We start from the raw sequence: 24,504 nt of genomic DNA, 5'->3' as shown, positions 1-24,504 counted from the left end.
AGTTAAGTTTCCAGGCCTTCTCAAAATTTTCCTCCTAGGAAGAAATTACTTTACCATATCGAAACTACGTTTTACGAAATTAGTAAGCTCTTCTCCTTTAAGCAGGTTTTGAGATAATCTCGCAAGATCTAGAGAATGCTTAATTAAGCGTTCCTGTTTCTTCTCGGTTTTGGTATTTAGGATTTCGGAAATTAACGGGTGATTGGTATTTACCACTAGGTTATACATTTCTGGCATATTTCCCATTCCAAACATTCCGCCGCCACCGGTTTGCTGCATTTCCTTCATTCGGCGCATAAATTCTGGTTGCGTGATTAGCAATGGCGCTGCGTCGCTATCCATCGCTTCCATTTGAACGGTATATTTTTCCTTCGGAATTACTTTTTCAAAGTCTGCCTTAAGTTTCTCTTTTTCTTCTTCAGAAAGTTTTGAAATCTTCTCTTCGTCTTTTTTGATAAGGTTATCTACCTGATCTGAGTCTACACGAACAAAAGAGATTTTCTCTTTTTCGCCTTCCATCTTTTGAAGTAGGTGAGAAATAATTGGAGAATCTAATAACAATACCTTATAACCTTTGGCTTTAGCCGCATCAATATAACTGTGTTGCTCATCCTGGTTAGAAGCATAAAGCACTACTAGATTTCCATTCTTATCGGTTTGGTTATCTTTTAATTTCTCCTGAAGTTCATCAAAAGTATAATACTCGTTATCTACGGTTGGGTAAAGTGCAAACTTCTGCGCTTTTTCGTAGAATTTATCTTCAGAAAGCATTCCGTATTCGATAACGATCTTAATATCGTTCCATTTTTGCTCAAAATCTTCACGATTATTATTGAAAAGAGATTTCAATTTATCTGCTACTTTACGGGTAATGTAGCTGGAAATCTTTTTAACGGCACCATCTGCCTGAAGATAAGAACGGGAAACGTTCAACGGAATATCTGGAGAATCTATAACCCCGCGAAGCATGGTTAAGAATTCCGGAACAATTCCTTCAACATTATCGGTTACAAAAACCTGGTTTTGATAAAGCTGAATTTTATCCTTCTGAATGTTCATATCCTGCGTCATCTTAGGGAAATAAAGAATTCCGGTAAGATTAAACGGGTAGTCTACATTAAGGTGGATGTGGAATAATGGATCCTCAAATTGCATTGGATACAATTCGCGGTAAAAATCTTTATAATCCTGGTCTTCTAAATCGGTTGGCTGTTTAGTCCAGGCTGGAGAAGGATTGTTGATGATGTTATCTACCGTTTTGGTTTCAGCCTCAGCATCTTCAGGAGCATCTTCTGGTAATGGTAAAGTTTCTTCCTTTGTACCAAACTTAATTGGGATAGGCATAAACTTGTTATACTTTACCAATAATTCCTGAATCCTGTTTTCTTCTAAGAACTCTTCATCTTCTTCATTTATATGAAGTATGATTTCGGTTCCTCGCTCTTTTTTATCGGCGTCTTCCAGTGTGAAATCAGTAGTACCTTCACAAACCCAATGTGCAGCCTGGTCATCTTTGTAAGATTTGGTAAGGATCTCTACTTTGTTTGCCACCATAAAGGCAGAATAGAACCCTAGACCAAAATGACCAATAATTCCGCTGTCTTTAGCAGAGTCTTTATATTTTTCAAGGAATTCTTCAGCACCAGAGAAAGCTACTTCATTAATATATTTTTCAACTTCTTCTTTCGTCATTCCAACACCCTGGTCTATAACGTGAAGTTTTTTGCCCTCTTTGTCAATCTTTACCTCAATTACCGGGTTACCATATTTTACATCGGTTTCGCCAATATCGGTAAGGTGTTTTAATTTTAAGGTTGCATCAGTCGCATTAGAGATTAACTCCCTTAAAAAGATTTCGTGGTCACTGTAAAGAAACTTCTTTATCAGTGGGAAAATGTTCTCTACAGAAACATTAATTTTTCCGGTTGCCATATATGTTTGTTTTAATAATATTTTACGTTGCCTTTTTATAGTCAAAAAAAATACCATTAAAACTCCGCTGACAAACTGACATAAGCTGTAATGTGAAACGCAGCATAGCGTCTAACTTTCTGAAACACAATTTAACCAAAGAATATATTTAACAAACTTTTTGTTTAATATTATGAATTAAAACTTAAACAAAAGTGTATCTTTGAAAAAGAAATAACAATTATGGCTACAGCTAAAAAAAATACAACGAAGAAAGTTTTAGATAATGACAAGCTTATTTCAATATATATGGATTATGTATTGGAAGAAGAGAAGCGTCCTAAAACGGTTTATAAATTTTGTAAGGAGAATAAGATCAAGGAAGAGGAATTCTACAATTTCTATGGAAGTTTTGAAGGATTGCAGAAAGGAATTTGGGAAAGATTCTACGAGCACACTATCACCGTGCTTCATAAAAGTCCTGAGTTTGAGACTTTCACCAACCGTGAAAAGATGCTCACCTTCTATTACACCTTCTTTGAAATGCTGACTGCAAATAGAAGTTATGTGCTCTTTTCATTGAAGGAGCATGAAAGTCAACTTAAAAATCTTCAGCAATTAAAAGGATTAAGGAAAAGAGTAAAATCCTTTGCCAGAGATCTAATCCAGGACGGTAATGCAGATAAAGGAGTTCAGGCTTTACAGCAATCAGAAAAAATATTTTCTGAAGCAGCCTGGGTACAACTAATGTTCCTAATGAAATTTTGGATGGATGACAATTCTGCTCAATTTGAAAGCACTGATGTTGCGATAGAAAAGTCAGTAAACACTGTTTTTGATGTGTTCGACAATACCCCTCTAGAAAGGGTTATAGATTTAGGAAAATTCCTATGGAAAGAAAAAATGGCTTAAGAAAGTCTACCTCAAATTACCATGAAAACAATAGATAACATACCAACCGGCAAAATTGGCCGAACTTCAAAACTGATGCAAACCGGAGTGAAGTTAGGAGGCAATTACCTTAAATATTACAGCAAAAAAGCTTTTAATTCTGACTTTACAAGAGACGAATTAGATAAGGATAATGCCGATGATATTTATGATAGCCTGAAAAGCTTAAAAGGAAGTGCTCTTAAAGTCGCGCAAATGCTTTCTATGGAAAAAAGCCTTTTGCCAAATGCCTATGTAGAGAAATTTAGTTTGGCGCAATTTAGTGTGCCGCCGCTCTCTGCTCCTTTAGTTAGAAAAACATTTAAAAAATATAACGGAGCTTACCCTGAAGAATTATACGATAAATTTGCGAGCGAATCTGTGAATGCTGCCAGCATTGGCCAGGTTCACAAAGCCGAAAAAGATGGGAAAAAACTTGCTGTGAAAATTCAATATCCCGGCGTTGCAGATAGTATAAGTTCAGATCTTGCAATGGTTAAACCTATTGCTACCCGAATGTTTAATCTTCAGGGTAAGGATTCCGCAAAGTATTTTAAAGAAGTTGAAGGAAAATTGCTCGAGGAAACTGATTACATTCTAGAAGTAAAACAGAGTAAAGAAATTTCTGAAGCCTGTGCACATATTCCTAATCTTAAATTTCCTAAATATTACGAAGATCTATCCAGTGAGCGAATAATCACGATGGATTGGATGAATGGGAAACATTTAAGTGAATTTGCAAAGGAAAATACAGACCAGGAAAAAGCGAATAAGGTTGGGCAGGCACTTTGGGATTTTTATATGTACCAAATGCACGGTCTAAAAGAAGTGCACGCCGATCCTCACCCGGGAAATTTCCTTATTGATAAAGAAGCTAATCTAATTGCTATAGATTTTGGTTGTATCAAGCAGGTGCCAGATGATTTCTATGTGCCTTACTTTGAACTGGCAAAAAAAGAAAATATTGATAATCCTGAATTTTTCAACGAGAAACTTTTTCAATTAGAAATTTTACGAGAAGATGATTCTGAGCGAGAGATCAAATATTTTTCAGAGTTGTTTTATGAGATGCTGAGCTTATTCACAGGTCCATTTCACGAAGAGACTTTTGATTTTGCAGACGAAAGCTTTTGGAATTCAATTACAGCACTCAGCGAAAAATATAGTAAGGATACCGAATTGCGAAAAATGAATGGAAATAGAGGAAGTAAACACTTTCTTTATATAAACCGCACATTTTTTGGATTATATAATTTACTGCACGATCTCAAAGCAAAGATAGAAGTTAATAGGTTCCGCGATTATATGTCATAATTGTTGGTTTTATTTATTGGTTAGGTTGTGGAAGAGCGTTGTTACCGTCCCTATGGTAACAGCGCTTTTCCTATTTTTGGTCGCTAAATGAGATGCTAAATTCTTCCGTTTCAAATAGGAATTTTCAACCAGGATTTCCGAAAAATTTTCTCATAAACACTGAATTAAAAAAGGCTGTTTGAGAAGACTTAAAATCGTCATCCTGAACCTGTTTCAGGATCTATGATGTTAGAAGCTGAAACAAGTTCAGCTTGACGGAAGAAGAGCTTCTCAAACAGCCTAATTTAGGTATAAAACCTAAATTTTAATCTTTCATTTCCTCTGCAGTTTCAATATTTCCTGCCTTTTCTTTATTCTTCACGTATTGTTCTAGCCACTGGTCTTGCTCCCAAAGTACATGTAGAACAGATTCTTTGGCGCTGTAACCATGACTTTCCTTTGGCAACATTACCAAACGTGCAGTAGCGCCCAGTCCTTTCAAGGCGTTAAAATAACGCTCACTTTGCATAGGGTAAGTTCCCGAATTATTATCTGCTTCCCCGTGAATCAATAAAAGCGGGGTTTTCATTTTATCGGCGTGCATAAAAGGAGACATATTATAATAAACCTCCGGAGCTTCCCAATAGCTTCTCTCTTCACTCTGGAAACCGAAAGGAGTTAGGGTTCTGTTATAAGCACCACTTCTGGCAATCCCGGCCGCAAAAAGATTAGAATGGGATAACAGGTTTGCCGTCATAAAAGCGCCATAACTATGGCCACCAACTGCAACACGATTACGATCTATATAACCCATTTCGGCAACAGCATCAATTGCTGCTTTTCCATTTGCAACCAGTTGTTTTCTAAAGCTGTCATTTGGTTCTTCTTCACCTTCTCCAATAATTGGGAAAGAAGCATCGTCTAATACTACATAACCTCGGTTTACCCAATAGATTGGCGAGCCATAATAAGGATAAGTGAAGTCGTTTGCGTTTGAAGTATTCTGTGAAGCCGAATTTTTATCCTTGTATTCTCTTGGGTAAGCCCAAACGATCATAGGATGTTCTTCAGGGTTTTCTTTGTCAAAACCGGCAGGTAAATAAAGTGTTCCGTTTAGTTCCAACCCATCTTCGCGCTCGTAAGTAATTACTTCTTTACTTACGTTTTCAAGACTTTTAAAAGGATTTTCAAAAGAAGTGATTTGTGTTAGGTCTTCTTTATCGTTTATGTCTCTAATATAATAATTAGGATATTCGGTAGCCGATTCTATCCTTACCAGGATTTCTCCATCTTCAATATCTAAAGCCTCTACAAGAGTCTCTTTCTTGTCGTTGTATTCAGATTGGTATAGGCGTTCGGTTTCGCCATCTTCCAGGTCAATTTTATCTACAAAAGGAAATTGTCCTTCCTCGCTATAACCGTCACCAAGCAGAAAAGCATCTTCACCATCCAGTTTTAAAATGCTCTGGCCAAAATCATTTTTTGTGGTCACAAAACTTCCAGGGTCGCTGTAACGATCCTGATAATTCCTGTCAAAGATCACTTCCGGCTCTTCTGAAGCATCAGATGGATTAAAAACATAGGTTTTTGTATTACGTGTATTCCACCAATAATCATAGGCAATAGCAATTTCATCATCTCCCCAGGTAATTCCAGAAAAACGATCCTGGGTTTTCAGGATAGAATTTCCTTCCCCGCTAAATGGAGCTTCTAAAACAAAAACTTCATCTCTAAAATCAACTTCAATTTCAGGATCTCCTTCATCTAAAGCTTTTACGTAAACCAGCGTGGCCGGTTTGTCGCTGCGCCATTGTACATTTCTTCTACCTGTTTGAGTAGACATAAAACCTTTGGGTAGATCTTCCAATAAAGGCTCATCGTTTACCTGGTTTACCAAATCTCCATCAATGGAGTAAATATTTGTTTCTGAAGGGAACCTGTAATAGGGAACCAAATAAGAAAAAGGCTTTTTGAGGTGATTCACCATCACATATTCTCCGTTTGGAGAGAATGAAACGCTGTTGTACATTTTAGCGTCCATCCATTTCTCTGAAGTACCGTCTAAATTTACTTTTACTAATTCTGACCGAGCTAATTGTTCAAAATTATATTCGTCGTTAGGATTTTTAAGTAAATCCTGGTAGGTACGATTTTGGGCTTCTTTCCCATCACTTACTGAAACTGTAGGTCCTGTAGGAATAGCAGTTTCGGTATTGATTAGAGCTTTACGATCTTCAGGAAGCATTTTAACTAATACCGATGAATTATCTTTAAACCAGTTAATCACATCGCGCATATTCGCGTTAAGCTTGGCTTCGGTCAACTTTTTGGCCTGGCCATTTTCCAAATCCATAACCCAAAGCTCTACCCCGTTATTTGTAGTATGGGTAAAAGCTATTTTTGTTTCATCTGGAGACCAGTTAAAATTTGCCAGGCGGGCATTTTCGGGTAAACCTTTTACCTGGGTTGGAGTTTCGGCATCAATAGGTTTAACCTCCAGGTTATTATAATACCTGGCGCGACTACTAATGTTTGTTACCGGGTTAATTCTTAATCCGCCAAGTCTTAGTTCTTCTTCACTAAGTTCAGCAATAGATTTGTATTGGTCGCGATATAGGAATACCATCATTTCACCATCGCTATCTAAAATTGTAGAAGGAGCTAGTGGTACATCTACCAGTTCAAGGATTTCCTCGGGTGGTTTTTGGTAGGTTAGATCTTCCTGTGCAAAGAGAGCAGGAAAACTCAGCATTAAACTGAAAAGACTTAAAAAAATTTTTCTCATAATAATGTGGTTTTTGGAAATGAAAATAAAAAGGGGCTATAATCGCAGTAATGTTAATCTTTACTATATTGCGACCCCGTTTTTTATTAAATGCTTAAATTTAAATTGAATAAGGTCTAAATATACTAAACAATAGAATATGTATCAATCTAAAATAGCCGGAGTTGGGAGTTATGTGCCAGAGAATGTTGTTACTAATGATGATTTGGCCAAAATAATGGATACCAGCGATGAATGGATTCAGGAGAGAACCGGTATCAAAGAAAGGCGGCACATTAAAAAAGGAGATGGTAATTCTACCGCTATTATGGGTGTGAAAGCTGCCAAAATTGCTATTGAGCGCGCTAAAATTGATAAAGATGATATTGACCTGATCGTTTTTGCAACCCTTAGTCCAGATTATTATTTTCCTGGTTGCGGAGTGCAGGTTCAGGAAATGTTAGATATAAATACCTGTCCTGCTTTGGATGTTAGAAACCAATGCAGCGGATTTATCTACGGCCTTTCTACTGCCGATCAATTTATAAAAACCGGGATGTATAAAAATGTACTGGTTATTGGTAGTGAGAATCACAGTGGCGGACTTGATTTTACGAGCCGTGGGCGTTCGGTTTCGGTTATTTTTGGTGATGGGGCAGGAGCAGTGGTTTTAACAAGAAGCGATCATAATGGTGAGGGAATTCTATCTACTCATTTACATTCTGAAGGAAAACACGCTTTAGAACTTTCTCTAAAAGGACCAAGTACAGAGCACTGGGTTCCTGAAATTATTGCTGAAAACCCGCAGGGAGATGATATTCCTTATTATCCTTATATGAATGGTCAATTTGTTTTTAAAAATGCGATTCAGCGTTTTTCTGAAGTAATCATGGAAGGCTTAAAAGCCAACGGACTTGAAGTTAAGGATATTGATATGTTGATTCCGCATCAAGCCAATTTAAGAATTTCACAATTTGTGCAGCAAAAATTTGGATTAAGTGACGACCAGATTTTTAACAATATTCAGAAATATGGAAACACTACTGCAGCGTCTATTCCTATTGCTTTATGCGAAGCCTGGGAGAAAGGAAAGATTAAAGATGAAGATGTTGTGGTATTAGCCGCATTTGGTAGCGGATTTACGTGGGCTAGTGCCGTGATAAGCTGGTAATAATAACTGAACTTCAATAAAAAAAGGTCATTTCTTTTATAGAATGACCTTTCTTTATTTTTATATGTTTAATGCATTTTATTTTCTAGACTTTTCTAAAGTATCTAAATAGATCATAGATCCCAAAGACAATAAAACCTACTGCCAAAACAGATCCAAAGTTATCGGTTTTTTCTGCAGTTAAGTGGGTGTAGAGCCGGTAGGTACCGTATACAAGAAAAATAATTCCCAGTATTAAATACCATTTGTTACGTTTTCCTCCTTTGAGGTTACTCATCTTTATAATCTTTTGGGAAGGTTGTTTTTGCGATTTTTAAGGCTTCATCGTAATGATTTTTTACCACAAACAGCTGAACCTGTCCCGGTAGACCACCGCCAAATCCGGCGCGTAATCCTGAATCAAAATCGTTTCTAACGCGGGAGGAAATTCCTGCTTTACCAAAAAGTTCCTGTAGGTATTGAACGTTGGTATCAGAACCCGTATAAACACGCTCGTAAGATTCGTCTGAACTCATAATGTATAGTTTTTAGCACTATCTAAAATACGAAGTATAATATAGCTTAATGGCCATTTTATACAGAGTTTAACGTTCTAGGCATTATAGTATTTGCTTCGCCAAATAGCCGAACTAAAATTCTTTCCTTTTTTAAATCCGTAGAAAATAGAAAGGCCGGCAACCCATTTGAATGCAAAGAAAAAAATCATTAAAAACTGCGTGGTGGTTTGTTGTGGTGAGAAAAGTCCGTCGGGAATTAATAGAGCAACTAGAAAGCTAAGAACCAGCAGCAAAGCAATAAAATTTTCTAAATGCTTAAATGGCCACATCATTAACTTTCTTAAAGGATGCAAATCATTACCCCATTTGTGAATTAGGTAAAAATAATCGTTCCCCATAGGAGCGAAAAGTAAAGGGTCATCGGCATTTTCAAGTTTAAAAAGTTTAGAAGGCGCAACGATTTTAAACCCTTTTAAAGATTTTTGTTGTTCCTTTTCCAGGGCTTTAATTTTACAGAGGGCTTCGTAAGGAATTTCCCCTTTAAAATAAGTACTGTCTAAGAAACGCAGGCGATAATCAATACAGAGCTTTTCAATATCTGAGAGGTGAAAAATTCTATTGCTTTCTAATAGATCCAGGTTAAAATTATTAATTCCGGCATCTCCGTGATGAATTTCATTAAGAATTTCATCTTCCTTTCTTGCTTCATTTTCAAATATCTCCTGTACTTGTTTTAAAATTTTTTCAGTAGAAATTCTTTTTTCGCGAGACTTATGCAACTGCACTTCTAGATTAGTGCGGGGCAAGTTTAAATTCAACTTCATTTTCTTTTTCTTTAGCATCTGTCACTAAATTAAGTAATTAAGATGATTCTTGCAATCCTATTTTTAATTCTGATCCTCTTGATGTTAAATCTATCCTAATTGGATATTTTTAAATACTGTTTAACATAATTAAAATTAAATTAGACAAAAATTAAAATATACGAGTAGCTAAGTAAATGCTAAATCGAATAATAATTAAAACCGAAGCAGCCTTAATCTCGTTTATTTAATAAACCATTTAAAAATTATTGTTATGAGAAATTTAAAACTATTAGGAATTTTTTGTTTCCTATTCATTGGCGGGACTTTAATGGCCCAGAACGGATCTACTATGGTTGGTGGTGCAGAAATGTATCCTAACAAAAACATTGTAGAAAATGCCTCGCAATCTAATGATCACACCACTTTGGTAGCTGCAGTGAAAGCTGCGGGTTTAGTTGAAACTCTTCAAAGTGAAGGTCCTTTTACAGTATTTGCACCAACTAACGCAGCTTTCGAAAAACTGCCAGCAGGAACCGTAGAAAGCCTTTTAAAGCCAGAGAATAAAGAACAATTGCAAGCTGTGCTTACTTACCACGTAATTGCAGGTGATTTTGGAGCAAAAGATGTTGTTGCCGCAATTGAAGAAGGTGATGGAAAAGCTACTTTTGAAACCGTGCAAGGTGGAAAACTTTATGCCATGATGGAAGATGGCAAAGTAAAGCTTAAAGATGCTTCAGGTAATGTAGCTACAGTAACTACAGCAGATGTCAACCAGTCAAATGGAGTTATTCATGTTATAGATACAGTAGTATTGCCAGGGAAATAAATTGCTATTGAAAAAGAAGAATTAAAGAGCGGCCTAAATGGCCGCTCTTATTTGTTAATTAAATATCAAAAAAGTTATATCCTTTTTCTAGTTCTCGAGGAAGGCTTATTTTGAATGAAAATTAAAATTTATGAAGAAAGTAAAATTACTTATCACATTAATTATGGCGGGAGCCTTTATGATGTCTTGTGGTTCTGGAAGCAATATTTCTAAAGACTCTGCAAAAAAAATAAAGAAGTACAATACGTATTCTTATTTACCTAATAAGGATACTATTAAGGATACGGGTTATGATAATAATCGCATTCACGAAGTGATTATATCTACTATAAACAATAATATGTCTAGCGAAGGTTATGCTATAGATAATAGCCGGCCAGATGTGCTAGTGTATGTTCACGCAATGTTTGATGAAAGAATAGCAGATGTAAATGCAGATCCTGTTTATACCAATTTTTCATACTATCGCCCCGGGCTTTATATAGGGCCATACTATGAAGATTATACTTATGACAACTATTTCACCGTTCAGCGAATTACGGCAGCAGATAAGGTTAAACAACTTCCTTATAAAGAAAAATCTATTGTTATAGATCTTATAGATAGAAGAACAAACGAAATCTTATGGCGTGGAACTGCCGATGAAGAAATTGGTTCAAAAAGATTAGAAAGAGATATAAGAGATTATGTAGATGAGATTTTTAAAGAATTTCCATAATTCTCTTTAGCAGAAAATAAAAATTGGCTGTTTAAATACTCCTAACGTCACTCTGAACTTGTTTCAGAGTCTAAGCTAAATTGAAACTTAGTTCAAGTTAGAACCTGAAATAAATTCAGATTGACGTAAAGATTAAAGTTTAAACAGCCAATTTTGTATATAATTACCTCAATTCTGCCTGAAGTTCTTCTTCAAACCTGTGCTGAAGCTTTTTCATCATTTTATCTACCTGCTTATCGGTAAGGGTTTTATTTTCATCCTGAAACTTAAAACTTACCGCGTAACTTTTCTTTCCTTCCGGAAGATTACTTCCCTGGTAAACATCAAAAAGGTCTACTTCTTTAAGAAGTTTTTTCTCTGTTTTTAGAGCGATTTGCTCAATTTCTTCATAAGAAACGTTATTGTTTAATAGAAGGGCAAAATCACGTCTAACCGCTGGATATTTAGGAATAGCGCTAAAGCTGGTCTTTCTGGCTTTGGTAACTTCTAATAAAGCATCCCAGTTAAAATCGGCATACAATACCTCCTGTTCAATATCAAAATGCTTCAATACCTTTTTACGAATTACCCCAAATGAAACCAAATTACTTTTTGCAGAAGAAAATATAAGTCCTTCAGAAAATACATCAGATTTTACTGCGGAAGGTTTTAAATTTTCAATACCCAACCTTTGAAAAATAGATTCGATAATACCTTTCAATAAAAAGAAATCTGTTCTTTCTGAAGTTGAATTCCAGCGTTCTGCATTTCGGTTTCCACTAATAAAAATAGAAAGATGTTTGTTCTCAACCCGGCTACCGTTAAAATCGTGATAGGTTTTTCCGAATTCAAATAATTTTAAATCGCTGCGTTTCCTGTTAATATTATAACTCACAGATTCCAAACCAGAATACAACATAGATTGGCGTAAAACTGATAAATCCTGACTTAAAGGATTCAGCATTTTTACATTTTGGGAGGCATTCAATTGCTCACTCAATTCGGTATAGGCAGGTGTGGTAAGTGAGTTAGCCATAGTTTCGTAAAAACCTTGCCCTACTAACTGGTTGGCGATTAAATTTTGAAGTCGGTAATCTTCAAATTTAGAAGAATTGGCTACTGAGGCATTTAGCTTTTCACCAAACTTAATATTGTTATAACCATAAACTCTTAAAATCTCTTCAATTACGTCGGCTTCGCGCTGCACATCTACTCGGTAAGATGGAATAGTAAGGCCCATCCCGGTTTCGGTAACATTATTTACACGAATTTCAAGAGAAGCAAGGATAGATTTAATGGTTTCTTGCTGAAGGTTTTCGCCAATAAGTTTATTTACTTTATCGAAAGTTAGAAAAACCTGGAAGTCTTCAATTTTCTTCGGGTAAAGATCATCAATATCACTTGTTACTTCGCCGCCGGCAATTTCAGTAATTAAAAGCACAGCACGTTTTAAAGCATATTCCGTAATATTAGGATCAATTCCCCGTTCAAATCTAAAAGAAGCATCGGTGTTCAAAGCGTGTCTTTTTGCGGTTTTTCTAACACTTACTGGATTAAAATAAGCGCTTTCCAGGAAAATTTGTGTGGTAGCTGAGGTAACTCCGCTTGTGGCTCCACCAAATACACCGGCAATACACAGTGGTTTTTCGGCGTCACAGATCATAAGATCTTCTTCGTGGAGTTCACGTTCTACATCATCTAAGGTGGTAAATTTTGTCCCTTTTTCTAATGTTTTTACATTGATTTCATTACCGGCAATTTTTCCGGCATCAAATGCGTGTAGCGGTTGCCCAAGCTCGTGCATTACGTAATTAGTAGCATCTACCACGTTATTCTTTGGGCCAAGGCCTATTGCTTTTAATCTATTCTGAAGCCATTTTGGAGATTCTTCAACCTTAAGCCCTGAGATCGTTACTCCGCAATATCTGGGAGCAAGCGCCGAATCTTCAACTTGTATCTGGATCTTAAGACTTCTATTATCTACATGAAAACTACTAACCGAAGGAGTGATAAGTTCCAGATTTTTCCCTTGTTGGGTATAACCGGCTTTAAGATCTCTGGCAACGCCCCAATGGCTCATGGCATCGGCACGGTTTGGTGTTAGTCCTATTTCAAAAACCTGGTCGTTTTCTACCTCAAAAATTTCAGCTACGGGAGTTCCTGGAATAAGGTCATCTTTCATCACCATAATTCCTTCATGGCTTTGGCCAAGCCCAAGTTCTTTTTCAGAACAAATCATTCCAAAACTGGCTTCACCTCTAATCTTGCCTTTTTTAATTGGCCATGCCTCTCCATTTTCGCCGAAAAGGGTAGTGCCAATTGTGGCAACCGGAACCTTTTGTCCTGCTGCAATATTAGGCGCGCCACAAACGATTTGCACCTGCTCGCCATTGCCCAGATCTACATTGGTAAGTTGTAATTTATCGGCATTAGGATGACTTTTACATTCTAGCACATGGCCAACTACAATCCCTTCAAGACCACCTTTAATACTCTGAAAACTGTCCAGGCCTTCCACCTCAAGTCCAAGATCAGTAAGTAGTTCTCCGGTTGCTTCTGGAGCTTCAGGAAGTTTAATGAATTGTTTAAGCCAGTTATATGAAATTTTCATGTCTCAATATTTTCAGTTCGCAAAGATAGTATTACGAATAGTTTTGGCATAATTTCAAATTTTAATTTTACTCGATAATCGAGATTTATATCCTTTGTAAGTTTCTTCGATTAAAAAAATGATTTTTTGATTAAAATCTAAAGAATACTGGCCGGGGTCTTTAATGGATTAATTTCAGGGAAATTCATAAAAAAAGGAGCAACCTAAGTTGCTCCTTTCAAACGCTAATTAAACTTAAACTAATAATTAAGCTTCTCTTTTAAACTCCATTTTATTTACGAGTTCCCAGTCCTGGCTGCCTTCTTTTGGTAGATAGACATTCCATTCTACATGATCTTTATCTTTTTGGAGGATTACGTGTTTAGCTTGTTTTTTCTTATTGTTTTGCATGTAGTCTTCCATAAATTCAAATTCACCGTCCCCTGTTTCGGTTATAGTAAGATCAGAAACCTGAATGCCATTAGGATTGATTGCGTTAACATAAGCCATTTGGAAAGTGCCATCCATGGCGTCATAAGCTACTATTCTTTCACAGCAAGCCGCATTATCCTCCTTAGTATGAGTTATTCTTAAAACCGATTCTCCAGGTAAGTAAGTGACGTTTTGTTTACTTTTAGGTATGTTTATCGCCTTACCATCTCTGTAACCGGTTTGTGTTATTTCCCAATCTCCGGCTAGAAAATCTAATTTTCGATGCTTGTTTTCTAAACGGGCTAATTTAGAAAGCGAGGCTTGTTTCATTTCGGTTTTTTCTGCTTCATCTTCTATATTTTCCGCTAATTTTGCTGCTTTCTTAAAATTCTCTTTAGCCTTCTCATTTTCTCCTTTTTCCAATAATAGATCGCCATAAGAATCATAAGGATTGGCTTCTTCGGGATATTCTTCAATTTGTGCTTGAAAAACCTGCTCTGCGGTTTTCAGGTCGTTATCTTCCATCATCAACTTATAACCGAGGAGATTTAAGGGTTCTTGCAAGCCTTCATATTCTGCAGTTTTATGCTTTTTATACATTTGCATAGCTTTATCAAGCCCGTTACTTTTATATTCTTCATATAATTTCTCTTCAAGTGCCATTTCACTGTCTTCCTGAGCAAACAGCAATCCGCCACATAAAATAAGCATCAAGCTTATCAACCTTCTTAAAACTATTCCCTCTTTCATAATGTTTGACGTTTTGATTATTACCTAAATTTACGGAATAATGTGGCTCAAAAACTCTCATAAATTATTGTTTGTTACTGTAAATCAGGTGTTTATTTGGTTTTATTTGGTTGGAAAGCCTTAGTTTTACTAGGAAAGTAGGATGTAGCCAGGTTTGAATAGAGATTTCTATTTTGGTAAAAATCGAGGGAAAATACGTAGACTTTTTACGCCTTAAATTAGAATTTAACTAATGTAATTCCAGATATTTTTATGTTTTGCCAGTTGCGCATAGGTGAAACGCAGTACTTTATTTTTTTCGAGGGAAAGGCTGGGATCCTCTTTTAAAATTCTCATCGCATGATGGCGCGCCAATTTTAGGATTTCGTTATCCTTTACAATATCGGCGATTTTTAAATTTAAAACACCGCTTTGCTGCGTGCCCATAATATCACCCGGCCCTCGTAATTTTAAATCTACTTCAGCAATCTCAAAACCATCGTTAGTGGCGGTCATGGTTTCCAGACGGGTTTTGCTATCGTTAGATAATTTGTGACCGGTCATTAAAATACAAAAGCTCTGCTCGGCACCGCGGCCTACACGGCCTCTAAGCTGGTGAAGTTGAGAAAGGCCAAATCGCTCTGCACTTTCAATAATCATCACACTGGCATTTGGAACATTTACTCCAACTTCAATTACGGTAGTGGCGACCATAATTTGAGTTTCGCCTCTAACAAAACGATCCATTTCATAATCTTTAGCGTCAGATTTCATCTGGCCGTGAACTATAGAAATTTGTTCATTTGGAAATTCGCGGGCAATACTTTCATACCCATCCATTAAATCTTTATAGTCCATTTTTTCCGATTCCTGGATCAATGGATAAACCACGTAAACCTGCCTCCCTTTTTTTATTTCATCTTTAATAAAAGCGAAAACTTTAAGTCGGTTGCTATCGTAGCGGTGTACGGTTTTAATAGGTTTTCTGCCCGGCGGTAATTCATCTATTACCGAAATGTCTAAATCGCCGTAAAGGCTCATTGCCAGGGTTCGCGGAATTGGTGTAGCCGTCATCACTAAAATATGTGGCGGCATCTGGTTTTTTCGCCATAATCTTGCCCGTTGTGCCACCCCAAAACGATGTTGTTCATCTATAACAGCCAGGCCTAAATTTTTGAATTTCACCTTGTCTTCCAGCAAAGCATGAGTACCAATGAGGATGTCTATTTCACCATTTTCAAGCTTTTCGTGAATTTCGCGCCGGGCTTTAGTTTTTGAAGAACCGGTAAGTAGATAAATACTGGTGTCCAGATCTTTGCAAAGTTCTACCAGGCCGTTATAATGCTGAATTGCAAGAATTTCGGTGGGCGCCATCAGGCACGCCTGGAAACCGTTATCTAATGCAATAAACATAGACATTAGTGCGACAATGGTTTTTCCAGAACCTACATCGCCCTGCAGCAAACGGTTCATTTGCGCGCCGCTGCCAAGATCGGCTCTAATTTCTTTGATCACTCTCTTTTGCGCACCGGTAAGTTCGAAAGGGAGATGATTGCTATAGAATTCACTAAAATTTTGCCCAATTTCTTCAAAAACAAAACCTTTTATTTTTTGCTTTTGCAGCATATTTTTAATCAGTAATTGTAATTGAATATAAAATAGTTCTTCAAACTTTAATCGAAACTGAGCTTTGGCCAACAATTCCTGGCTCTGCGGAAAATGAATATTGAATACCGCTTCTGCCTTTGGAATAAGTTTTAATTCTGTAGTGATTTCTTCAGAAAGCGTATCGTAGAATTTCCCTTTGGTTTCAATAAAAAGCTGCTGCATCAGTTTATTGATTACCCGGTTGGTAATGCCAGATTTTGCCAGTTTTTCGGTAGAAGGATAAATAGGCTGCATTGCAGTGCGCAGTTGTTTTTTATATTCTTCCACCAATTCCATTTCGGGATGCGGCATACTAAAGAGACCGTTAAACCAATTGATCTTTCCAAAGATCACATAAGGTGTGTTGATCTTTAAATTCTCCCGGATCCATTTTTGACCACGAAACCAAACAAGTTCCATTTTTCCCGTATCGTCTATAAAATCTGCTACCAGCCGCTTTCCACGTTTTTGATCTACGCTTCTTATGTGGGTGATTTTTCCCACTACCTGAACTTCGGCTGAATTTCGTTGTAATTCGTTTATTTTGTAAAACCGGGTTTTGTCCAGATACCGATTTGGGAAGAAATTTACCAGATCCTGGTAGGTATGAATGCCAAGTTCTTTCCGCAGTAGATCGGCGCGGTTTGGGCCGACCCCTTTTAGGTAATCTATGGGCGTTTGCAGAATATTAGCGTTCATGAAAACGAAGATATTAAAATCAGGTTTTTTAGGTTGAATTTCCTAAAAAAATAAACCTGAATTTTTCTGAAGCCAGAATTTTATGAAGTTTTCGTAATTTGCCGTTCGTAGTTTTTATGTTATGAAATATCCCCTTATTGCCCTTCTTTGTTTCTTTTGTTGGAATACTTACAGCCAGGCGCCATTAGCTGATTCGCTAGATCAGATCAATAGTATAGATTTTAAAAAAGCTGAAGCTGAAGTTAGGGTTTTTCCAAAGGAAAAACGGGTTTCTGGTACAATCAAATATAATTTTCAGATTCTAAAAAACATTGATTCGTTTTATGTAGATGCCAGGAATATGAATTTTGATAAAATTCTGCTGAACGAAAAATCGGTAGCTTTTAGAAACACCGGGCAGCGCATTTGGATAAAGAATGAATTATCACCTTCGGAAAACAATTCCCTTCAACTGAAATATTCAGTAGCGCCAAAGAAAGCAGTTTATTTTATCAACTGGGAACTTCCTGATTCTATAGATGCACCAAAGCAAGTCTGGACGCAAGGGCAGGGAAGGTACACTTCCAATTGGTTACCGTCTTTTGACGATCAACGCGAAAAAGTTGAATTTGATATTTCGTATCAATTTCCTGAAAACCTGGAAGTGATGGCGAATGGTAAACTCACCACGACTTCTATAACCGATTCTCTAAAAAATTGGAGTTTTGATATGAAGCGGCCTATGAGTAGTTATTTGCTGGCATTTGCTGCGGGAAATTATTTAATGGAGGCAACCGAATCTAATTCAGGAGTTGAATTGCAATTTTATATGCCGGTTTCTGAGGAAGATAAATTAGAGCCTACTTATCGCCATACCAAACAGATTTTTGATTTCCTGGAAGGTGAAATCGGTGTGGCTTATCCGTGGCAAAATTATAAACAGGCACCGGTGCGCGATTTTCTATATTCTGGGATGGAAAATATTGCTGCAACTATTTTTGACCACGCCTTTATCACCGATTCTATAGCTTTTAAAGATCGAAATTATGTAAGTGTAAATGCGCACGAAATGGCCCATCAATGGTTTGGAAATTTGGTAACTGCAGAGACAGCGAACGATCATTGGTTACACGAAGGTTTTGCCACTTTTTATGCATTACTGGCAGAACGGGAAATTTTTGGAGACGATTATTATTACTGGAAGCTCTACCAATCTGCCGAGCAATTAAAAGAATTAAGCGATCAGGGAAAAGGCGAAAAGGTAACTAAAGCTAACGCGAGTTCGCTTACCTATTATCAAAAAGGAGCCTGGGCTTTGCATATTTTGAGAGAAAAAGTGGGTGAAGAAGCCTTTAACACCGCGGTAAAGAATTACCTGGAACAATATAAACTTAAAACAGCCACTACTAGTAATTTTATTGCCGAAGTTGAAGCAGCTGCCAACGTAGATTTGTCTGATTTTATGGCGAAGTGGTTAAATCAAACCGCTTTTCAGGGATTTGCGGCTTTAAATTCTTTGAAAAATTCTGAATTTATAAAAAAGCATTTAGAAATACTTGCGCTAAGAGAAACTCCTTTGGAGAAAAAAGAAGAGGTTTTAAGTGCCGCTTTAGATTTTCCGGTAAATGATTATACCGGGCAGGAAGTGGTTTACCAATTGGCAGGAGAAACTTCAGAAACAGCAATAAAGCTTTATAAAAAAGCATTTGAAACCAATAACATTTATGTTCGGCAGGCTATTGCTACCAGCATGGAAAGAATTCCGAAGCAGCTTAAAGACGATTTTGAATCTTTGCTTGAGGATGAATCTTATCTCACAAAAGAAGTAGCGCTGCTAAAATTATGGATGAATTTTCCGCAGGAGGTTTCCACTTATTTGGATAAAACAAAAGGAATTACCGGATTCACCAATAAAAACGTACGAATGCTCTGGTTAACCTTAAACCTTATAACCCCAGACTATGAGCCTGAAAAACAACAGGAAATTTACAAGGAGCTTTCGGGTTACACATCAACCTACTATCCTATAGAAGTAAGGGAAAACGCTTTTGGTTATTTATACCAAATAAATAGTTTTTCTACTCAGAACTTACTGGATCTAATGCAGGGAACACAGCATCATGCGTATAGGTTTAGGGATTATAGCAGGCAATTGTTGGCCGAGTTGCTAAAGAAGGAAGAATATCGGCAAAAATTCTTAGCTTTAGATGATCGTCTTTCTCAAAAAGAGCAAGAGTATTTGCAAACTAAACTTTAATTAATGCGGGCATTAGTAATATCTGGTGGAGGAAGCAAAGGCGCTTTTGCCGGCGGTGTTGCCCAATATTTAATTGAAGAATTAAAGCGGGATTACGAGCTTTACCTGGGAACTTCTACGGGTAGTTTGCTAATTTCTCACCTGGCTTTGAATAAGTGCGAAAAGATAAAGGAAATTTACACCTCGGTAAATCAAGAAAGTATTTTTAGCAATCGGCCTTTTCTTATAAAGCGGCGTCACGGTTACGATCAAATAAGTATAAATCACATTAATGTAGTTCGTAATTTTATTCAGGGGAAAAAAACTTTTGGCGAAAGCAAAAACTTGAAAAAGCTTATTCAAAGTACCTTAACCGAAGATGAATTTTTAAGCTTAAAATCCAGTAAAAAGGATATTGTGGTTACTGTTTCTAATATTTCCCTTAATACTGTAGAATATAAATCGATTAAAGATTTTGACTACGATGAATTTTGTGAATGGATCTGGATTTCATGTAATTACACACCATTTATGAGCCTGGTGCAAAAAGATGGTTGCGAATATGCCGATGGTGGACTTGGAACTATGGTGCCTATTGAAGAAGCTATTAAAAGAGGAGCAACCCATATAGATGCTGTTATTTTGCAAACCGAAGCTACTTTTTATAATAGAATGCCTTCTAAAAACGTTTTTGGATTGATCACTAATTTGTTTCGGTTTATGCTAGATAGAATAGAGAAACAGAATATTCAAATTGGGAAATTTGCCGCAGCCAATAAAAATACGACCATAAATTTTTACTACACACCTACGGTATTAACTACCAATTCCCTTATTTTTGATGAGAAACAAATGAAATCCTGGTGGAAAACTGGCTATACTTATGCTAGAGAAAAAAGCGAGGAAATGAACCAAATTGAACCTTAATGCGTGCACTGGTAATATCGGGCGGGGGCAGTAAAGGCGCTTTTGCAGGCGGCGTTGCCCAATATTTAATTCAGGAAGAAGGCAAGAAGTACGATTTATTTCTGGGCACTTCTACCGGAAGTCTTTTAATTCCGCACCTTGCTATGGGAAATATAGACAAGGTCTATGATATCTACACCAATGTAAATCAGCGTAAAATTTTTAATGTTAATCCTTTTGTAGTAAAACGAAAGGAAGGTAGGGAGTATGTGACGATTAATTACTTTAATATGTTCTGGCAGTTTGTTCGGAAGAAAAGAACGTTTGGAGAAAGTCAAAACCTACGAAAACATATAAAGCGTAATTTTTCTGAGGAAAATTTCGATCATCTTAAAAACCAGGTGGAAGATGTAGTGGTTACCGTTTCTAATTTGTCTAAAAATCGCGTAGAGTATAAATCGATTAACGATTTTACTTATGAAGATTTTTGTGACTGGATTTGGATTAGCTGTAATTACATTCCTTTTATGAGTTTAGCCAAAAAAGACGGATTTGAATATGCCGATGGAGGGCTGGGTTGCGTAGTACCAATTCGGGAAGCAATAAAGCGGGGCGCTACAGAGGTTGACGCTATTATCCTTGAAGCCGAAAATATGGAATACAATAAGGTTTTAGGTAAAAATCCATTTTCTTTAATGATCAACCTTTTTGGATTTTTACTGGACCAAGTAGAATATCACGATATCGTGGAGGGGAAGCTTGCCGCTCTAAATAAAAAAGTGAAATTAAACACCTATTATACCCCTACAAAGCTCACAGAAAACTCCCTCGTTTTTAATAAGAAATTAATGGGCGAATGGTGGCAGCAAGGTTACGATCATGCAAAAGAAAAACATTTACAATACCTGGCTACTAAAAGAAAAGGTTTTTTCGGCTTGTTTTAAATAAAGCGTTTCACTTCATTTTTTAGATAAGCAATAGCAGCTTCGGTTGGGGATTGTTTCTCTATGAGATTTTTTAAGATCACTTCCCTTAATTTATCGGCATCGGTTACACTTTCCTGTTGATTGGCTTTCCTAATGATCCCTATGGTAGCGTTTTTAGCCGTTTTTATATAATCCCAGGATTCTGTAGAAAGATAAATTTGTTGGGCCAGGTTATGTTCAAATTCCTGTTCTATAGTATTGATCAATAAACGCTCGTAAGCTTTTTTGTCATCAGAATTTGGCTTTACCCTGAATAAGATTTTACCGGGTGAAATTCGTTCTAAAAATAGCGTCATTCTCTCGTATGCTTGTAATTTAAGCGGAAGCGCTGTTTTTTGGGTTTCACGATGTAATAAGAAATTTCTCCTGTTCTCTTCGTTTTTGTTGTAGGAACTAAAAAAATAAAAGGCTACCATTCCAACAATAAGTGCGGGTAAAATAGCCAATAATAATTGTGAAAGTTCTATCTGATTCATTTGTCTTTATTGTGAGGCGTAGTTTCTTCGGTTTCTGCCTCTTTGGTTTCAACTTCTTTTTGTTTGTATTTTCCACCCAAATGCGGGCACTCTAAATGTGCTTTAATTCCGTCGAAAGGTACTTTTTCTTTGTGATAAGAAAAAGTGGTCGCCAGGGTTTTTGCCAGGTTCTTATCGCTTAGATTTATCTCCACATCGTCCATAGTAAATTGAGAGGGATGCTCGTAACCACAGGCGTGGGTAATTTCCAGTAGTTCTTTTCTAAACTTTGTAAAGTAATAATTTACCCTTTTTGATTTGTCCTTAATATTAATTCCCGCCTGTAGCCATTTGTTTTGTGTAGCAACGCCGGTGGGGCAGGTATTATTGTGGCAGGCTTGGGCCTGGATGCAACCAATGCTCATCATTGCCTCCCGGGCTACATTTATGCAATCAACACCAAGCGCAAAAGCCATAGCCGCCTGTGCCGGAAAACCAAGTTTTCCGCTTCCAATAAATACAATTCTATCGGTAATTCCGTGGTTTAAAAAGATTTGATAAACATCGGTAAACGCATATATCCAGGGTAGGGAAACGTGATCGGCGAAACTTGGCGGGGCAGCACCGGTACCACCTTCGCCACCATCTATGGTGATAAAATCCGGTCCACGTTTGGTTTTAGCCATAAATTTTGCCAGCTCTTCCCACTGGTCTAATTTTCCTACCGCCGATTTGATTCCAACAGGTAGGCCTGTTGCTTCAGCAATATCTTCAACAAAATCAACTAACTCAGGAATATCACTAAATGCAGAATGATTGGGCGGGGAAAGCACGTCTTTTCCTAAAGGAACATTTCTAATTTCAGAAATTTCTTTAGTGATTTTTGAAGCAGGTAAAACACCTCCTTTTCCCGGTTTGGCGCCCTGGGAAAGTTTAATTTCAATAGCTCTTATCTGTGGATTTTCTTTTACTAGTTTTACCATTTCTTCCATAGAAAAGTTACCATCGTTGTCACGCACTCCAAAATAACCGGTACCAAAATGAAAAATCACATCGGCGCCTCTTTGGTGGTATTTCGAAAGTCCGCCTTCGCCTGTATTGTGATATGCCCCAGCTTCCTTGCAACCTTCGTTTAAAGAAGCAATTGCTTTTGCTGAAAGCGATCCAAAGCTCATTGCTGACACATTGATGATTGATGCAGGTCTAAATGGGCGCTTCCGTTCGTTGTATAATCCCATTACTTTTCCGCAGGCAATAAAATTAGGATCTAATGTATTGGGATGATCTTCTTTTAGTTTAAACGGAATCATCGCATTATTTATGAAAATATAATGCGTAGAAAATATATCCTGATCGGTTCCAAAACCTTCGTAATTATTCTCATTTTTCGCCGAAGCGTATATCCAGCCCCGTTCTATACGGTTAAAGGGTAATTCGTCTCTATTACTGGCAACAATATACTGGCGTAATTCAGGGCCAATCCCTTCCAGAAAATAACGCAGATGTCCCACCACAGGGAAATTGTGTTTAATGGTATGTTCCCTGTTGAAGAAAATGTCTTTAATCGCGATAAAAACAATAACAATTAAGATCCATCTCCACCATTCAATTGAAGCTAAAACATCAAATACATTTTCCATAATTATTGATTTAGGTAATCTATAGCCAGTTGAGACATAGTTTTTACACCCAGCAACATTCCGCTTTCATCTATATAAAAGTCGGGAGTGTGATGAGGTGCCGGTTCGGTAGAATCTAATGGTTTTCCGCCAAGAAAATAATAAAAACCGGGTACTTCCTCCTGAAAGAAAGAAAAATCTTCCCCGCCGGTGGTGGCTTTAGCTAAAACTACATTTTCTTCTCCTGCTACAGCCTGTAACGTAGGCAGCATTTTGCTGGTTAATTCAGGATCATTGTAGGTAATCGCAGTATTATTTTGAATTTCTACGGTAGCCTCCCCGCCATAAGCTTTAGCAATGGCCGGAACCATTTCGTTCATTCTTTTTAAAATTAATTTTTTCATATCTGGATCCAGGGTTCTTATGGTTCCAATCATTTCAGCGGTTTCAGGAATAATATTAAATCGTACGCCACTTGTTATTTTTCCAACAGTAATTACTGCTGCGGCATCTACCAGTTTAGATTCCCGGCTAATGATGGTTTGTAAACCATCTATGATTTTTGCTGAAATTAAAATGGGATCGGTACCGCTCCAGGGTGCAGAACCATGAGTTTGTTTTCCCTTTACGTTTATTACAAAACGTTCTACCGCGGCCATCGTGCCTTCTGGTTTATAACGAATGGTTTCTACCGGTGTTTCCGAGTTAATATGAAGCCCGAAAATCGCATCTACATCAGGATTTTTTAGCACACCTTCCTTGATCATGAGAGAGGCACCGCCTTCTTCACCCGGCGGCGGACCTTCCTCGGCGGGTTGGAATATAAATTTTACCGTGCCATTTATTTTATCCTTATTTTTTGAAAGCACTTCAGCGACACCCATCATAATCGCGATATGTGTATCGTGTCCACAGGCGTGCATTACCCCGGTTTCAGAACCTAAAAATTCTGTTCTTACTTCAGATTTAAATGGGAGATCATTTCTTTCGGTTACCGGGAGCGCATCAATATCTGCTCTTAAGGCCACCGTTTTTCCTTCATTATCACCTTTTAAAATTCCTACCACGCCGGTTTTTGCGATTCCGGTAGTAGTTTCAATTCCCAGACTTTGTAAATGAGCTGCAATTTTTTTAGCGGTTTCGGTTTCCCGGTTGGAAAGTTCGGGATACTGGTGAAAATCTCTTCGCCACTCGATTACCTGTTCTTCTATTTCTTCTGCAGAAGTATTGATCTCTGAATCAATTTCCTGGGCGGTTAAAGTAAAACTGAAAAGCCCAAGCAGGCTGAAAATAATTCTTCTCATAGGTTTTGTTTCGCGTTGAAGCTGGTT

19 protein-coding genes are annotated in these 24,504 nt (G+C 37.2%); 8 read left to right on the top strand and 11 right to left on the bottom strand.

The genetic code is table 11. From position 1 onward, the window contains the following. Positions 1-45: 45 nt before the first annotated feature. A complete protein-coding gene (gene htpG, locus APB85_RS13895) occupies positions 46-1,932 on the bottom strand; it encodes a molecular chaperone HtpG (RefSeq protein WP_057482029.1) in 1,887 nt (628 codons plus the stop codon). A 222-nt stretch (positions 1,933-2,154) separates the two neighbouring features. On the opposite strand from htpG, the gene APB85_RS13890 reads away from it, so the two are divergent. Together APB85_RS13890 and APB85_RS13885 are read left to right on the top strand one after the other, a co-directional pair. After that, a complete protein-coding gene (locus tag APB85_RS13890; protein ID WP_057482028.1) occupies positions 2,155-2,823 on the top strand; it encodes a TetR family transcriptional regulator C-terminal domain-containing protein in 669 nt (222 codons plus the stop codon). A 21-nt stretch (positions 2,824-2,844) separates the two neighbouring features. Beyond that, positions 2,845-4,155 (top strand): ABC1 kinase family protein, encoded by a 1,311-nt coding sequence (locus tag APB85_RS13885; RefSeq protein ID WP_057482027.1) that lies wholly within the window; start codon positions 2,845-2,847, stop codon positions 4,153-4,155. A gap of 304 nt (positions 4,156-4,459) precedes the next feature. Here the strand turns inward: APB85_RS13885 and APB85_RS13880 are convergent, their stop codons facing one another. Next, positions 4,460-6,919: a S9 family peptidase gene (locus APB85_RS13880; RefSeq protein ID WP_057482026.1), complete on the bottom strand. Its 2,460-nt coding sequence runs from the start codon at positions 6,917-6,919 to the stop codon at positions 4,460-4,462. Between the two features lie 139 nt (positions 6,920-7,058). On the opposite strand from APB85_RS13880, the gene APB85_RS13875 reads away from it, so the two are divergent. After that, positions 7,059-8,069, top strand: coding sequence for a 3-oxoacyl-ACP synthase III family protein (locus tag APB85_RS13875; RefSeq protein ID WP_057482025.1), 1,011 nt, complete (start codon positions 7,059-7,061; stop codon positions 8,067-8,069). An 85-nt stretch (positions 8,070-8,154) separates the two neighbouring features. Here the strand turns inward: APB85_RS13875 and APB85_RS13870 are convergent, their stop codons facing one another. The 3 genes from APB85_RS13870 to APB85_RS13860 form a co-directional block, all read right to left on the bottom strand. Beyond that, a complete protein-coding gene (locus APB85_RS13870) occupies positions 8,155-8,346 on the bottom strand; it encodes a hypothetical protein (protein WP_057482024.1) in 192 nt (63 codons plus the stop codon). Beyond that, positions 8,339-8,584, bottom strand: a complete 246-nt coding sequence (locus tag APB85_RS13865; RefSeq protein ID WP_057482023.1) for a putative signal transducing protein — start codon at positions 8,582-8,584, stop codon at positions 8,339-8,341. Before APB85_RS13865 ends, APB85_RS13870 begins: the two co-directional genes overlap by 8 nt. 77 nt (positions 8,585-8,661) lie before the next feature. Further along, entirely contained in the window at positions 8,662-9,390 is a 729-nt protein-coding gene (locus tag APB85_RS13860; protein ID WP_229792179.1) for a hypothetical protein, read from the bottom strand. A 253-nt stretch (positions 9,391-9,643) separates the two neighbouring features. Between APB85_RS13860 and APB85_RS13855 the strand changes: the two genes are divergently transcribed. Continuing rightward, positions 9,644-10,198: a fasciclin domain-containing protein gene (locus APB85_RS13855; RefSeq protein ID WP_057482021.1), complete on the top strand. Its 555-nt coding sequence runs from the start codon at positions 9,644-9,646 to the stop codon at positions 10,196-10,198. A 130-nt stretch (positions 10,199-10,328) separates the two neighbouring features. After that, positions 10,329-10,916: a DUF4136 domain-containing protein gene (locus APB85_RS13850; RefSeq protein WP_083482207.1), complete on the top strand. Its 588-nt coding sequence runs from the start codon at positions 10,329-10,331 to the stop codon at positions 10,914-10,916. Between the two features lie 163 nt (positions 10,917-11,079). Here the strand turns inward: APB85_RS13850 and pheT are convergent, their stop codons facing one another. The 3 genes from pheT to recG form a co-directional block, all read right to left on the bottom strand. After that, positions 11,080-13,506, bottom strand: coding sequence for a phenylalanine--tRNA ligase subunit beta (gene pheT, locus APB85_RS13845; protein WP_057482020.1), 2,427 nt, complete (start codon positions 13,504-13,506; stop codon positions 11,080-11,082). Positions 13,507-13,752: 246 nt separating this feature from the next. Then, positions 13,753-14,667: a tetratricopeptide repeat protein gene (locus APB85_RS13840; RefSeq protein WP_057482019.1), complete on the bottom strand. Its 915-nt coding sequence runs from the start codon at positions 14,665-14,667 to the stop codon at positions 13,753-13,755. Positions 14,668-14,892: 225 nt separating this feature from the next. Then, on the bottom strand, positions 14,893-16,992 hold the full coding sequence (gene recG / locus APB85_RS13835; RefSeq protein ID WP_057482018.1) for an ATP-dependent DNA helicase RecG: 2,100 nt from the start codon (positions 16,990-16,992) through the stop codon (positions 14,893-14,895). Between the two features lie 121 nt (positions 16,993-17,113). On the opposite strand from recG, the gene APB85_RS13830 reads away from it, so the two are divergent. The 3 genes from APB85_RS13830 to APB85_RS13820 are packed head-to-tail and all read left to right on the top strand — an operon-like array spanning position 17,114 to position 21,057. Then, positions 17,114-19,228 carry a M1 family metallopeptidase gene (locus tag APB85_RS13830; RefSeq protein ID WP_057482017.1) on the top strand — a complete coding sequence of 705 codons (2,115 nt, stop codon included), beginning with the start codon at positions 17,114-17,116 and terminating at the stop codon, positions 19,226-19,228. A gap of 3 nt (positions 19,229-19,231) precedes the next feature. Then, complete coding sequence (locus tag APB85_RS13825; protein WP_057482016.1) at positions 19,232-20,134, top strand: patatin-like phospholipase family protein; 903 nt, start codon at positions 19,232-19,234, stop codon at positions 20,132-20,134. Then, the gene (locus tag APB85_RS13820) at positions 20,134-21,057 is read left to right on the top strand and encodes a patatin-like phospholipase family protein (protein WP_057482015.1); all 924 of its coding nucleotides are present in this window, start codon (positions 20,134-20,136) and stop codon (positions 21,055-21,057) included. Before APB85_RS13825 ends, APB85_RS13820 begins: the two co-directional genes overlap by 1 nt. Here the strand turns inward: APB85_RS13820 and APB85_RS13815 are convergent. The 3 genes from APB85_RS13815 to APB85_RS13805 are packed head-to-tail and all read right to left on the bottom strand — an operon-like array spanning position 21,054 to position 24,477. Next, positions 21,054-21,575 (bottom strand): DUF7935 family protein, encoded by a 522-nt coding sequence (locus APB85_RS13815; protein WP_057482014.1) that lies wholly within the window; start codon positions 21,573-21,575, stop codon positions 21,054-21,056. The two genes, APB85_RS13820 and APB85_RS13815, sit on opposite strands and share 4 nt — an antisense overlap. Further along, complete coding sequence (locus tag APB85_RS13810; protein ID WP_057482013.1) at positions 21,572-23,194, bottom strand: FMN-binding glutamate synthase family protein; 1,623 nt, start codon at positions 23,192-23,194, stop codon at positions 21,572-21,574. The genes APB85_RS13815 and APB85_RS13810 overlap by 4 nt, the downstream gene beginning before the upstream one ends. Before the next feature lie 2 nt (positions 23,195-23,196). Further along, positions 23,197-24,477, bottom strand: a complete 1,281-nt coding sequence (locus tag APB85_RS13805; RefSeq protein WP_057482012.1) for an amidohydrolase — start codon at positions 24,475-24,477, stop codon at positions 23,197-23,199. Positions 24,478-24,504 lie beyond the last annotated feature (27 nt).

This window comes from Salegentibacter mishustinae (assembly GCF_002900095.1).
Lineage (GTDB): Bacteria > Bacteroidota > Bacteroidia > Flavobacteriales > Flavobacteriaceae > Salegentibacter > Salegentibacter mishustinae.
Note: the sequence above shows the minus strand (reverse complement) of the source record. Positions and strands in the feature narration are given on the sequence as shown.